The sequence below is a fragment of the Acidovorax sp. M2(2025) genome, from assembly GCF_049330835.1.
Lineage (GTDB): Bacteria > Pseudomonadota > Gammaproteobacteria > Burkholderiales > Burkholderiaceae_C > Acidovorax.
This window is the reverse complement of record NZ_CP186262.1, coordinates 1,537,350-1,550,280: the sequence shown is the minus strand read 5'-3', so window position 1 is coordinate 1,550,280 and position 12,931 is coordinate 1,537,350. Positions and strand designations below refer to the sequence as shown.

The following is a 12,931-nucleotide window of genomic DNA, read 5'->3' as shown; positions in this document are numbered from 1 at the left end:
TGCGCCCACTCTACCGAAAGTGGCGCCGCCCCGTCGGCGGGGTCTTCAGCGCCCGCCCGCTGCATTTGGCATGGCTTAAGACGCCGGCCGCGACAATCCTTCCATGCACATCCTGCTCATCGAAGACGACCTGGACCTGGGCCGCGCGCTGCAGTCCGCGCTGAAGGTGGAGGGCCTGACCAGCGAGTGGCTGCGCCGCGCGGTGGATGCCCCGGCCACGGTCGATGCCACCACCATCGACTGCGTGCTGCTGGACCTGACGCTGCCCGACGGCTGCGGTTTTGACCTGCTGGCGCGCTGGCGGGCACAGGGCGAGAAGGTGCCCATCATCGTGATCACGGCCCGCTCGGCGGTAGAAGACCGGCTGGCGGGCCTGGACGGCGGGGCGGATGACTTTGTGATCAAGCCCTTTGCCACGGCCGAACTGATGTCGCGCATCCGCGCCGTGCTGCGCCGCAGCGCGCGCCAAGCCAGCGAGCGGTGGGTGCTGGGCGACCTCGTGGTCGAGCCCCGACGCCACGCAGCGCAGCGCGACGGCGCGGCGCTGGACTTGTCGCCCCGCGAATTCCAGCTGCTGCTGGAGCTGGCGCGCGAGCCGGGGGTAGTGGTGTCCAAGAGCGTGCTGTCCCAGCGGTTGGACCCGCTGGGCGAACCGGTGGACTTTGCAGCTATCGAGGTGCATGTGTCCAACCTGCGCCGCAAGATCGGGGCGGAGCTGATCCGCACGGTGCGGGGCGTGGGCTATTTGCTGCAGCCATGACGAAGAACTCCGCATTCACCGCGCCTTCCCCTGCACTGATGCGGTCCGTGTGGGCTCGCGTGGCCGAGCCCACGCTGGTGCGCCGCAGCGTGGCATCGGTCGCCGCGGCCTTTGTGCTGGTGTGGGCGGTGCTGCTCGCCTACAACTTCATCAACTACAAGCAGGTCATCACCAACGACCCGGGATTGCTCAAGTACGGCGACGCGCTGCTGGAGTCGCTCACCCCGATCTCCGACCCGGCCCAGGCCGCCGCGGCCGTGGCGTCGACCAACCACTGGACCAACGTCCGCCGCCGCCAGATCGGCCTGCTGCCGGGGGCGTCGATGCATGAGCTGCGCGACAGTGTGTCGGGTGAAGTGGTTTACATGCCCCCGGGTTTGCAGGAGCTGGAGCTTCCGGCCGCGCCGGCGCATGTCGGCTCTTCCGTCTCCGAGGCGGTGGTGCAAGGCCGCCCCTATCGCATCTACGCCGGGCGCAGCGCCCGCTGGAGCCTGCGCATCATCGACAACAAGCGCACAGATTCCCACTTCCTTCAGTACAACGGCCGCGCATTGCTCCCCTACCTGTTGCTGGCCGCGCCCTTTGTGCTGCTGCCGGTGTGGCTCTCCGTGCGCAACGGCCTGCGCCCGCTGCAGCAGCTGGCGCGCCTGATTGCGCAGCGGGGCAAGGACGACCTGCAACCCGTGGGCTTCAATGCCCGCCACCGAGAACTGAAGCCCCTGGAGCAGTCGCTGGACCACCTGCTCGCCCAACTGCGCCAGAAAGTGGAACGCGAGCGCGCCTTTGTGCAGGACGCGGCGCACGAGATCCGCACTCCGCTGGCCGTCATCACGGCCCAGGCCCATGTGATGGCCCGTTCGCAGGTCGAAGAGGAGCGCATGCAGGCGCAGGCCCACCTGGAGCAGGCCATTGCCCGCACCTCGCACCTGGCGCAGCAACTGCTGGACCTGGCTGCGCTGGATGACGCGCAGCGCCCCGCCCCTCGTGAGGTGGACGTGGCCCAGTGGCTGCGTGCTGCGCTGGCACAGGCTGCGGGCGACGCAATGGCGCGGCAGATCGAGTTGTCGCTGGACGCACCGGAGAGCCTGCCCGCGCGGCTGGACCTGCCCGCGCTCGAGTCCATCGCCCACAACCTCATCGACAACGCGGTGCGCTACACCCCGGCCGGCGGCAATGTGGCGGTGGCGCTGCGGCGCGACGGCGCCCTGCTCCACCTGTCGGTGCAGGACGACGGCCCTGGCATCCCCGCAGCCGACCACACGCGCGTGTTCGAGCGGTTTTACCGTGGTGCCGGCCATGCGGCCAACGGGTCGGGACTGGGCCTGGCCATCGTGCGGCAGGCGGTGCTGCGCCTGGGCGGGCAAGTGCGCGTCGGCCCCGGACTGGGCGGCCGGGGCGTGGATTTTTTTGTGGACATTCCGTCCGCACCCGGGGGTTGAGAACTTGGTGAACCGCTAACGGCCGGCCGGTTCCGCAGCGGCAAAAGCAAACATCGTTTAGGCCTCAACTATTTTTTAGATCCTGTTGGAAATAACCGACACCACGGTTTTTTCGGGACATGCAAACTTTGTCCCATGCCAACGCTTTCCACCCCCACCGCCCGCCAGCTCTGGGACATCTCGCCGCCCGTGCATGCGGGCAGCCCGGTGTTTCCCGGCGACACGGCCTACAGCCAGCAGTGGTGCGCCACCATCGGCCCCGGCTGCCCGGTGAACGTGAGCGCCATCACGCTGTCGCCCCACGTGGGCGCGCACGCGGATGCGCCCCTGCATTACGACGAGCACGGCGCAACGATTGGCGACGTGCCGCTGGACGCCTTCCTGGGCCCTTGCCGGGTGATCCACGCCATCCGCTGCGGGCCGCTCATCACCTGGGAGCACGTCGCCCATGCCGTGGACAGCACCCTGCCCCCGCGCGTGCTGGTGCGCACTTACGAACGCATGCCCGTGGACCGCTGGGACGCCCAGCTGGCCGCCTACGCGCCGGGCACCATCGAACGCCTGGCCGACCTGGGCGTGCGGCTGGTGGGCATCGACACCGCCAGCATCGACCCGGCCGACAGCAAGCCGCTGCCCAGCCACCAGGTCATCCGCCGCCGGGGTTTGCGCGTGCTGGAAAACCTGGTGCTCGACGCCGTGCCCGAGGGCGACTACGAACTGATCGCCCTGCCGCTGAAGCTGACCACCGCCGATGCATCCCCCGTGCGGGCCGTGCTGCGCGCCCTGTAGTGCCTGGATTTCAAGCATTTTTGGCCTCTAGCGCTTGCTGGACAAGCGCAAGCAGCTATCAAAACAGAAGCAAAAAAACCATGACCACCACCTTGCAAGACTGCCGGGCGCGCGACGCCCAAGACCCGCTGCGCACCCTGCGCGACCACTTCGCCCTGCCGCCGGGCGTGATCTACCTGGACGGCAATTCGCTGGGCGTGGCGCCCAAGGCTGCCGCCGCGCGCGTAGCCGACGTGGTGAACCGCGAATGGGCCACGGACCTCATCCAATCCTGGAACACCGCCAGCTGGTTCGACCTGCCCCAGCGCCTGGGCAACCAGCTGGCCCCGCTGATCGGCGCAGGGCCGAATGAAGTGGTGTGCACCGACACCACGTCCATCAACCTCTACAAGGTGCTGTGCGCGGCGCTGAACATTGCGCGCGAAGACAGCCCCGGGCGCAAGCGCATCGTGAGCGAGCGCAGCAACTTCCCCACCGACCTCTACATTGCCGAAGGCCTGTGCAAGGAGCGCGGGCTGGAGCTGGTGCTGGTGGAGCCCGAAGAGATCGCCGCATCGCTGACCAGCGACGTGGCCGTGCTGATGCTCACGCACGTGAACTACCGCACCGGCGCCATGCACGACATGGCCGCCGTCACGGCCGCCGCGCACGCCCAGGGCATTCTGTGCGTGTGGGACCTGGCGCACAGCGCGGGCGCGGTGCCGGTCGACTTGAACGGCGCGGGCGCGGACTTCTCGATTGGCTGCGGCTACAAGTACCTCAACGGCGGCCCAGGCGCTCCGGCCTTTGTGTGGGTGCACCCGCGCCATGCCAGCCGCTTCTGGCAACCGCTGTCAGGCTGGTGGGGCCACGCGGCTCCCTTTGCCTTCACGCCCGACTACCAGCCCGCACCCGGCATCACGCGCTACCTGTGCGGCACGCAGCCCATCATCAGCCTGTCGGCCCTGCAATGCGGGCTGGATGTGTTCACCGCCGCACAAAGCCTGGGCGGCATGGCCGCGTTGCGCGCCAAGTCGCTGGCGCTCACCGACCTGTTCATCCAGCTCGTGGAAGAGCGCTGCGCAGGCCACGGCCTGGGCCTGGCCACGCCGCGTGAGCATGCACAGCGCGGCTCGCAGGTGTGCCTGACGCGCGACGAAGGCGCAGGCGTGAACGGCCAGGGCAGCGGCGCCTACGCCATCGTGCAGGCGCTGATCGCGCGCGGCGTGATTGGCGACTTCCGCAAGGGCGACGGCGGCAAGGGGCCGCACAAGGACATCCTGCGCTTTGGCTTCACACCGCTGTACCTGGGCTTTGAAGATGTGTGGAACGCCGTCGAGCACCTGCGGCAGGTGCTGGAAAGCGGCGAGTGGCAAAAGCCCGAGTTCAACCAGACGCACGCCGTCACCTGATCCCGTCTGCATCAACAAATACAAATCCGTTCACGCTGAGCCTGTCGAAGCGCGGCGCGAGGCTTCGACAAGCTCAGCCCGAACGGCCCTGGCGGATCGACCAGGCATCCAGGAGACCAACCATGTGCCCCTTTTCCCAAACCCCCACTCCCGCGAGCGAGGGCCCCGGCAGCGCCCTGCCCGAATCCATCGTGCACGAGGAGCGCGCCCAGCTCGACTTCAGCAAGAGCATGAGCTACGGCGACTACCTGCAGCTGGACGCCATCCTCACCGCGCAGAAGACGCTGTCGCCCGCGCACGACGAGATGCTGTTCATCGTGCAGCACCAGACCAGCGAACTGTGGATGAAGCTGATGCTGCACGAGCTGCGTGCGGCCATCGGCCACATTGCACGCGACGAACTGCCGCCCGCGTTCAAGATGCTGGCGCGCGTCAGCAAGATCATGGAGCAGCTGGTGCACGCCTGGGATGTGCTGGCCACCATGACGCCGCCCGAGTACAGCGCCATGCGCCCGTACCTGGGGCAGTCCAGCGGCTTCCAGAGCTACCAGTACCGCTGCATCGAGTTCTCGATGGGCAACAAGAACCGCGCCATGCTGCGCCCGCACGAGCACCGGGCGGACCTGCTGGCCCAGGTGCAGGCGGCGTATGAAGCGCCGTCGCTCTACGACGAGGCCTTGCGCCTGATGGCGCGGCGCGGCCTGCCCGTGCCCGCGTCGCACCTGGAACGCGACTGGACCCAGCCGTATGCGGAAAGCGATGCGGTGGAGCAGGCCTGGCTCACGGTGTACCGCAACCCCGAGCAGCACTGGGACCTGTACCAGCTGGGCGAAGAGCTGACCGACCTGGAGGATGCCTTCCGGCTCTGGCGCTTCCGCCACGTGACCACGGTGGAGCGCGTGATCGGCTTCAAGCGCGGCACGGGCGGCACCGGCGGCGTCAGCTACCTGCGCAAGATGCTGGACGTGGTGCTGTTCCCGGAGATCTGGCGGCTGCGCACGGACCTGTGAAAGGCCCGGGCCGTGTCCCGGCACCCCTGGAGGGGCCGCGCACGGCCCGCAGGGCAACCGCCACCCCGGAGGATGCGGGGCCGCCCGGGCCGGCGATGGCAGGGCCAGGTTACTGCAGGGGCACCGCGCCCGCCACCATCATGGGGCTGCTGCTGCGGCACCAGATCGGTGCCAGGTGGCCGATCTGGATCGTGAGTTCGTTGCCCTTGCCCACCACGGTGGTCGGGCCGTTGCTGTAGGAATACCCGGTGTCCACGGCGCGCTTGGGCAGGTCCACCGTCCAGCCGCGGCGGCGCAGCACGCCCAGGCCCTGGTCCGGATAGAACTGCATCTCCACCTTTTCGCCATTGCCGCACGCAAACTGCACGCTCGCGCGGTCGGCCGGCTCGGCAAAGGATTGCATTACAGGCGGCTGGCTGGCACAGCCCGTCAACCACAGCGTCGTTGCCACCGCACCGGAAACCAGCCCAAATGTCGTCTTCATCCGTCACTCCTGAGGGCTGCCGCGTGGCGGCCCATCCAATTGCCTAGCAATCACAACCCTCGCCGCCCCGGGGCACCACCCTGGAACAGGGGCTGCGGCCGCCAAGGCTCAAAGCACAAACCTTGCCATCCTGTGGAACACCGGTCGCAGCGGCTGGCAAGGCCCTGTCCGTCAGGGTGCCCCAGGGCCCCCGCTGCGTCGATTGGGGTGATCCCCACGTTGAGAGCTCTCTCTAGATCCTGCCGCCCTCCGGTGGCAGGGTGATGACGGGCCCCTGGCCCCGGCCGGGCGCGTTATTGCACTCGTGGACAGATGGAATCCAAAAGCCTGGCGGCGATTGCGCACAACAAAGCCCACAACAAGGGCCTGCACGGCCGCCCACTGCACCCCATGCGGCACCGTGGGCGTGCAGATCAGGACATACCCTGAGTCCCCACCCATCCGCCGGTGCACTCGCGCGGGGCGGCCGCGCATGCGCCCCGGTTCCGCCCGCCGGCGACAGCCGTGGCGTGCGGCGGCGGTTACCCTTGCCCGTCCGCCCGGCACCCGCCGCAGGCCTTTTCAGGAGTCGCCCGTGCCCGCGCCGCCGTCCACCACCGTTCCGTCCCCCCTGCCGCAGCGCACAGCCTGGGCCATGCTGCTGGCGCTGGTCTCGGGCTTTGCGCTGAGCCAGGCGTTTCGCACCATCACGGCCATCATCGCCACCGGCCTGCAGGCCGAGTTCGCGCTGTCGGCCCAGGCGCTGGGCGTGTTCGCCGGCGCGTTTGCCTTTGCGTTCGGCGCCATGCAGCTGTTCATGGGCGTGGGCATCGACCTGTACGGGGTGCGGCGCACGGTGCTGGCCGTGTTTCCGCTGGCCACGGCCGGCGCGCTGCTCTCGGCGCTGGCGCCGGGGTATGGCGGGGTGCTGCTGGGCCAGGTGCTGATTGGCGTGGGCTGCGCGCCCGCGTTCCTGGTGTGCACGGTGTTCATTGCGCGCCACTTCCCGGCCAGCCGCTTTGCCGTGGTCTCGGGCATCGCCCTGGGGGTGGGCGGGCTGGGCATGCTGTTCACCGGAACGCCGCTGGCCTGGCTGGTGCAGCAAACGTCCTGGCGCGCGGCGTTCGGCGTGCTGGCGGGGCTGGGCGCGCTGGCCTGGCTGCTGATCTTCTGGGCGGTGCGCGAGCCTGCGGCGGCCACCGCGCCCACCGCGCCCGGCGCGGGGGCACCGCCCCCCGAATCCGTTGCCACAGCGGTGCGCGGCTTCGGGGCGCTGTTTCTGCTGCCCCACACGGCCGGCATCCTGCTGCTGGCGCTGATGACCTATGCCTCGTTTCTCACGCTGCGCGGGCTGTGGCTGGGCCCGCTGCTGATCGAACGGCACGGGTACTCGCTGGTGGCCAGCGGCAACGTGGCCATGCTTGCGTCGCTGCTGTCGCTGTTCACGCCGGCGTACTTTGGCCGCATCGACCCGGGGCCTGCGCGGCGCCGGCGCTGGCTGTTCGGCTTCACGCTGCTGCTGGCGGGGCTGTTCACGGCCATCGGCGTGCTGCGTGCCGAGTGGCTGGACGTGGCCGGATCGGTGGGCGTGGGGCTGCTGTCGGGCTACATGGTGCTGCAGTACGCCGATGTGCGCTCGGCCTACCCCGCCGCAATGACCGGGCGCGCCATGGCGGTCTTCACCATGGCGCTGTTCCTGGGCGTGGCGCTGATGCAGTGGGCCACCGGCCTGGCCGCGTCGCTGGCGGCGGCAAGCGGCTTCGACCCCTACGCCACGGTGATGCTCACCATTGCCGGCATGCTGGCCGTGGGGGCCCTGGCCTTCCGGCTGCTGCCAGCGCCGCCTTCGGCGAGGTGAGCCAGCTACCAGCTACCGCCGCAGCGGCAGTAGCCTGCACCGCCGCGTGACCCTGGAAATTTAGTCAAAAAGCTCACCAGAGCTTATCCATCAAGCGCAAGCAGCTATCAAATAAATAGCAAATTTAATGCCATCATGGACGACGCGTCACCACGCCGCAGCAGGCACCTGGTGCAGCAGCACGGGGTGGTTGCCGTTGGCGTCCACCGTCTCGATCTGCACGCCAAAGCCCCACAGGCGTGCCACGTGCCTGAGCACTTCCAGCGTGTCCTCGGCCAGCGGGCGGCCCTGGTACTGGGTGTGGCGCAGGGTCAGGCTGCGGTCGCCGCGCAGGTTCACGTTCCACACCTGGATGTTGGGCTCGCGCGTGCCCAGGTCGTACTGTTGCGACAGGGTCTGGCGCAGGCTGCGGTAGCCGTCTTCGTCGTGGATGGCGCTGACTTGCAGGTCCGGCCGGGCCACGTCGTCGTGGATGGCGAACAGGCGCATGTCGCGCATGAGCTGCGGACTCAGGTACTGGCCGACGAAGCTCTCGTCCTTGAAGTTGCGCATGGCGTGGTCCAGGGTGGGCAGCCAGGGGGCGCCCGCAATCTCCGGGAACCAGCGCCGGTCTTCCGCCGTGGGGTTCTGGCAGATGCGCTGGATGTCGCGGTACATGGCAAAGCCCAGCGCATAGGGGTTGATGCCGCTGTAGGCCCGGTGCCCCGCAGGCGGCTGGTAGATGACGTTGGTGTGGGAGCCCAGCCATTCGATCATGGCGCCATCGCTCAGGTAGCCGTCGTCGTACAGGGTGTTGAGCAGCGTGTAGTGCCAGAAGGTGGCCCAGCCTTCGTTCATCACCTGCGTCTGGCGCTGGGGGTAGAAATACTGGGCGATCTTGCGCACGATGCGCACCACCTCGCGCTGCCACGGCTCCAGCAAGGGCGCGTTCTTCTCGATGAAGTACAGGATGTTTTCCTGCGGCTCCTTCGGAAAGCGCTCCAGCTCCTGTGCCGCGTCTTCCTTGCCCGGGCGGGTGGGCAGCGTGCGCCACAGCTCGTTCACCTGCTGCTGCGCGTAGGCCTCGCGCTGCGCGCGCTCCAGGCGCTCGCGGGCCAGGCTTTTCCTGGCGGGGCGGCGGTAGCGGTCCACGCCAAAGCTGGCCAGCGCGTGGCAGGAGTCGAGCAGCTTTTCCACCTCGGCCAGGCCGTGGCGCTCCTCGCACTGGGCGATGTAGTCCTTGGCATACACCAGGTAGTCAATGATGCTGGAGGCGTCCGTCCACATGCGGAACAGGTAGTTGCCCTTGAAGAAGCTGTTGTGCCCGTAGGCGGCGTGGGCGATCACCAGCGCCTGCATGGCCGTGGTGTTCTCCTCCATCAGGTAGCTGATGCACGGGTTGGCGTTGATGACGATCTCATACGCCAGCCCCATGTGCCCGCGCCGGTAGCGCCGCTCGGTGGCCAGAAACTCCTTGCCGTAGCTCCAGTGCCGGTAGTTCACCGGCATGCCCACGCTGGCGTAGGCGTCCATCATCTGCTCGGCGGTGATGATCTCCAGCTGGTTGGGGTAGGTGTCCAGGCCAAAGCGCTCGGCCGTGGCGGCAATGGCGGCGTGGTAGCGCTCGATCAGCTCGAAGGTCCAGTCGCTGGGGTCGGGCAATGGCGCGTCGGGCCGCTGCCCGGCCGGCAGCGGCTGCACGGGCACGGTGCGGTGGCGGCGCTCGCCTACGGCGGCGGCAGTCCACGGGTTGTCGCGGACGCGGCGCTCCAGCACGGGGTAACGGACCATATCGTGTGCCGTGTCGTGCGCCATGTTGTGGGCCATGGAATCGGTCATGCCGGCACCCCTTCCTTCTTGAACAATTCTCGGAAGACGGGGTAGATGTCGCTGGGCTGCGCCACCTTGCGCATCGCAAAGTGCGGATGCAGCGGCAGCAGCTGGCTGTACTCCTGCCACAGGTTCTGCTCCTCCTCGGCCACCTGCACATAGGCAAAGTGGCGCACCAGCGGCAGGATCTTGTCCACCAGCAGGTTGCGGCAGTTGCCGCTGTCGTTGGAGAAGTTGTCACCGTCGCTGGCCTGGGCGACATAGATGTTCCAGTCGGCCACGGGGTAGCGCGCGCGGATGACCTGGTCCAGCAGCACCAGCGCGCTGCTGACCACCGTGCCTCCGCTTTCGGTGGAGTGGAAGAACTGCTCCTCGCTCACCTCGGCCGCCTGCGTGTGGTGGCGGATGAACACGATGTCGATGGTCTCGTAATGCCGGGTGAGGAACAGGTACAGCAGGATGAAAAAGCGCTTGGCCAGGTCCTTGCGCGCCTCGTCCATGGAGCCCGAGACGTCCATCACGCAGAACATCACCGCCTGGCTGCTGGGCACCGGCACGGCGGTGCGTGCGCGAAAACGCAGATCGATGGGGTCGAGGAACGGGATACGGCCCAGGCGCTCGCGCAACCGGGCGATGCGCCGCTGCAGCTCCGCGATCACCTCGCTGGTGCCGTCGTCCTGCGCCAGCAGCGCATCCAGCTGCGCCTGCAGTGCCTGCAGTTCATGGAACGGCGCCTTGCCCAGCGCGATGCGCCGGCCCAGCGCGCCGCGCATGGTGCGCACCACGGCCAGGTTGTTGGGCGTGCCGTCCTGGCTGTAGCCGGCACGGCGCGACTTCCACTGCGGGTTCTCGCCGATGTGAGTGCGCAGCAGGTGCGGCAACGCCAGGTCCTCAAAGAAGATCTGCATGAACTCTTCCTTGGCCAGCGTGAAGGTGAAGTCGTCCTCCCCCTCGCCGCTGTCGCTGGCCTGCGAGCCGCGCCCCGCCGCCCCGCCCTGGGGCCGCTGGATGCGGTCGCCGCGCACATGGTCCGTGTTGCCCGGGTGCACCGTGTCGCGGACGCCGCCCTGACCGTGGTGGAACGAAGGCTCGCTGATGTCCTTCTTGGGAATGGTGATGTTCTCGGCCTGCTCGATGTTGCGGATGTCGCGCTGCGAGACCGCACGGCGCACCGCGTCCGCGATCTGCTCCTTGTAGCGCCGAACAAAACGCTCGCGGTTGCCCACCGATTTGTTCTTGCCTGCGAGCCGGCGGTCGATGATCTGCAATGCCATCTCCTGGTTCCCCCTGCCCCAGGCGCCGACGTGCGCAGCGCCTGCGGCGTTGTTCAGCTGCTCTTGCGAACGCGCAGGTACCACTCGGAAAGCAGCCGAACCTGCTTGGGCGTGTAGCCCTTGTCCACCATGCGAGTGACGAAGTCCTCGTGCTTGCGCGCCTCCTCGGCGCTGGCCTTGGCGTTGAAGCTGATCACCGGCAGCAGCTCCTCGGTGTTGGAGAACATCTTTTTCTCGATCACCAGGCGCAGCTTTTCGTAGCTCGTCCAGCTCGGGTTCTTGCCGCCGTTGTTGGCGCGCGCCCGCAGCACGAAGTTGACGATCTCGTTGCGGAAGTCCTTGGGGTTGGCAATGCCCGCGGGCTTCTCGATCTTCTCCAGCTCGGCGTTGAGCGCGCTGCGGTCGAACACCTCGCCGGTGTCGGTGTCGCGGTACTCGTTGTCCTGGATCCAGTAGTCCGCATACGTCACGTAGCGGTCGAAGATGTTCTGGCCGTACTCGCTGTAGCTCTCCAGGTAGGCGGTCTGGATCTCTTTGCCGATGAACTCGGCGTAGCGCGGCGACAGGTATTCCTTGATGAAGCTGGTGTACTTGGTCTCCAGCTCGGCGGGGAACTGCTCGCGCTCGATCTGCTGCTCCAGCACGTACATCAGGTGCACCGGGTTGGCGGCCACCTCGGCGCTGTCGAAGTTGAACACCTTCGAGAGGATCTTGAACGCAAAGCGCGTGGAGATACCCGTCATGCCCTCGTCCACGCCCGCGTAGTCGCGGTACTCCTGGTAGCTCTTGGCGCGCGGGTCGGTGTCCTTCAGGCTCTCGCCGTCGTACACCTGCATCTTGCTGAAGATGCTGGAGTTCTCGGGCTCCTTCAGGCGCGTGAGCACCGAGAACTGGGCCATCATCGTGAGCGTGCCGGGCGCGCACTTGGCCGCGCCCAGGGACGATTCGCGGATCAGCTTCTCGTAGATGCGGGTTTCCTCGCTCACGCGCAGGCAGTACGGCACCTTGACGATGTAGATGCGGTCCAGGAACGCCTCGTTGTTCTTGTTGTTGCGAAACGCCTTCCACTCGCTCTCGTTGCTGTGGGCCAGCACCACGCCGTCGAACGGAATCGCGCCGAAGCCTTCGGTGCCCTTGTAGTTGCCCTCCTGCGTGGCCGTGAGCAGCGGGTGCAGCACCTTGATGGGCGCCTTGAACATCTCCACGAATTCCAGCAGCCCCTGGTTGGCCAGGCACAGGCCGCCGCTGTAGCTGTAGGCATCGGTGTCGTCCTGCGCAAAGCTTTCGAGCTTGCGGATGTCCACCTTGCCCACCAGGCTGGAGATGTCCTGGTTGTTCTCGTCGCCCGGCTCGGTCTTGGCAATGCCGACCTGCTTGAGCACGCTGGGATAGCGCTTGACCACCCGGAACTGCCGGATGTCGCCGCCAAACTCGTCCAGGCGCTTCACGGCCCAGGGCGAGAGCACGCGCTGCAGGTAGCGGCGCGGAATGCCGAACTGCTCCTCCAGCACCGGGCCGTCCTCGATGGCGTCGAACAGGCCCAGCGGCGACTCGTTCACCGGCGAGCCCTTGAGCGCATAGAACGGCACCTTCTGCATCAGGTACTTGAGCCGCTCTGCAATGGAGCTCTTGCCGCCGCCCACGGGGCCGAGCAGGTAGAGGATCTGCTTGCGCTCCTCCAGCCCCTGCGCGGCGTGGCGGAAGAAGCTCACCACCTGCTCGATGGAGTCCTCCATGCCGTAGAACTCGGCGAAGGCCGGGTAGCGCTTGATGACCTTGTTGGCAAAGATGCGCGACAGGCGCGGGTCGTTGCGCGTGTCCACCACCTCGGGCTCGCCAATGGCGGCCAGCATGCGCTGGGCGGCCGTGGCGTAGGCCATGGGATCGCGCTTGCACTCGGCGAGGTACTCGTCGATCGACATTTCCTCTTCGCGGCTGCGGGCGTAGCGCGCAGCGAAGTTGCTGATGGCATCCATACCAACCTCCTGTAACGACCCGCCCGGGCGTGCCTGGGACGGGCCGTGGCGTTGCATTCGGAATCGCTACCGGTTCAGCTTTTGTAGCACCACGGACCCGGGTTGAACAGCCCAAATCGCGGGCGCTGCAGAGGCCATTTCAGCGCATTGCACACAAGCAGG

General features: G+C 67.6%; 10 protein-coding genes. 6 read left to right on the top strand and 4 right to left on the bottom strand.

Translation table 11 applies throughout. The features are described 5' to 3' along the window. The first annotated feature begins 103 nt into the window (after positions 1-103). The 5 genes from ACOYR3_RS07100 (at position 104) to kynA (ending at position 5,389) form a co-directional block, all read left to right on the top strand. Positions 104-760, top strand: coding sequence for a response regulator (locus ACOYR3_RS07100; protein WP_422845760.1), 657 nt, complete (start codon positions 104-106; stop codon positions 758-760). Further along, entirely contained in the window at positions 757-2,199 is a 1,443-nt protein-coding gene (locus ACOYR3_RS07095) for a sensor histidine kinase (RefSeq protein WP_422845759.1), read from the top strand. The genes ACOYR3_RS07100 and ACOYR3_RS07095 overlap by 4 nt, the downstream gene beginning before the upstream one ends. 135 nt (positions 2,200-2,334) lie before the next feature. Then, positions 2,335-2,988, top strand: coding sequence for an arylformamidase (kynB, locus tag ACOYR3_RS07090; protein WP_422845758.1), 654 nt, complete (start codon positions 2,335-2,337; stop codon positions 2,986-2,988). Between the two features lie 80 nt (positions 2,989-3,068). Then, positions 3,069-4,379: a kynureninase gene (kynU, locus tag ACOYR3_RS07085; RefSeq protein ID WP_422845757.1), complete on the top strand. Its 1,311-nt coding sequence runs from the start codon at positions 3,069-3,071 to the stop codon at positions 4,377-4,379. A 122-nt stretch (positions 4,380-4,501) separates the two neighbouring features. Next, positions 4,502-5,389 (top strand): tryptophan 2,3-dioxygenase, encoded by an 888-nt coding sequence (kynA, locus tag ACOYR3_RS07080; RefSeq protein WP_422845756.1) that lies wholly within the window; start codon positions 4,502-4,504, stop codon positions 5,387-5,389. 109 nt (positions 5,390-5,498) lie between these two features. Here kynA and ACOYR3_RS07075 read toward each other — a convergent pair whose 3' ends face one another. Continuing rightward, positions 5,499-5,873 (bottom strand): hypothetical protein, encoded by a 375-nt coding sequence (locus tag ACOYR3_RS07075; RefSeq protein ID WP_422845755.1) that lies wholly within the window; start codon positions 5,871-5,873, stop codon positions 5,499-5,501. A gap of 634 nt (positions 5,874-6,507) precedes the next feature. Between ACOYR3_RS07075 and ACOYR3_RS07070 the strand changes: the two genes are divergently transcribed. Next, entirely contained in the window at positions 6,508-7,710 is a 1,203-nt protein-coding gene (locus tag ACOYR3_RS07070) for an MFS transporter (protein WP_422846539.1), read from the top strand. Positions 7,711-7,857: 147 nt separating this feature from the next. On the opposite strand, the gene ACOYR3_RS07065 is transcribed toward ACOYR3_RS07070, so the two are convergent. Genes ACOYR3_RS07065 through ACOYR3_RS07055 form a run of 3 tightly spaced genes read right to left on the bottom strand, consistent with a single transcriptional unit; the run spans position 7,858 to position 12,769 of the window. After that, positions 7,858-9,528, bottom strand: a complete 1,671-nt coding sequence (locus ACOYR3_RS07065) for a SpoVR family protein (protein ID WP_422845754.1) — start codon at positions 9,526-9,528, stop codon at positions 7,858-7,860. Beyond that, the gene (locus ACOYR3_RS07060) at positions 9,525-10,793 is read right to left on the bottom strand and encodes a YeaH/YhbH family protein (RefSeq protein ID WP_422845753.1); all 1,269 of its coding nucleotides are present in this window, start codon (positions 10,791-10,793) and stop codon (positions 9,525-9,527) included. The genes ACOYR3_RS07065 and ACOYR3_RS07060 overlap by 4 nt, the downstream gene beginning before the upstream one ends. Positions 10,794-10,846: 53 nt before the next feature. Then, positions 10,847-12,769 (bottom strand): PrkA family serine protein kinase, encoded by a 1,923-nt coding sequence (locus tag ACOYR3_RS07055; RefSeq protein WP_422845752.1) that lies wholly within the window; start codon positions 12,767-12,769, stop codon positions 10,847-10,849. Positions 12,770-12,931 lie beyond the last annotated feature (162 nt).

Excerpts from the sequence above, each read along its gene's own strand:
- ACOYR3_RS07070 (WP_422846539.1), top strand. The coding sequence starts at position 6,508 with ATGCTGCTGGCGCTGGTCTCGGGCTTTGCGCTGAGCCAGGCGTTTCGC.
- ACOYR3_RS07100 (WP_422845760.1), top strand. The coding sequence starts at position 104 with ATGCACATCCTGCTCATCGAAGACGACCTGGACCTGGGCCGCGCGCTG.
- kynB (WP_422845758.1), top strand. The coding sequence starts at position 2,335 with ATGCCAACGCTTTCCACCCCCACCGCCCGCCAGCTCTGGGACATCTCG.
- kynU (WP_422845757.1), top strand. The coding sequence starts at position 3,069 with ATGACCACCACCTTGCAAGACTGCCGGGCGCGCGACGCCCAAGACCCG.
- ACOYR3_RS07060 (WP_422845753.1), bottom strand. The coding sequence starts at position 10,793 with ATGGCATTGCAGATCATCGACCGCCGGCTCGCAGGCAAGAACAAATCG.
- ACOYR3_RS07075 (WP_422845755.1), bottom strand. The coding sequence starts at position 5,873 with ATGAAGACGACATTTGGGCTGGTTTCCGGTGCGGTGGCAACGACGCTG.
- kynA (WP_422845756.1), top strand. The coding sequence starts at position 4,502 with ATGTGCCCCTTTTCCCAAACCCCCACTCCCGCGAGCGAGGGCCCCGGC.
- ACOYR3_RS07055 (WP_422845752.1), bottom strand. The coding sequence starts at position 12,769 with ATGGATGCCATCAGCAACTTCGCTGCGCGCTACGCCCGCAGCCGCGAA.
- ACOYR3_RS07095 (WP_422845759.1), top strand. The coding sequence starts at position 757 with ATGACGAAGAACTCCGCATTCACCGCGCCTTCCCCTGCACTGATGCGG.
- ACOYR3_RS07065 (WP_422845754.1), bottom strand. The coding sequence starts at position 9,528 with ATGACCGATTCCATGGCCCACAACATGGCGCACGACACGGCACACGAT.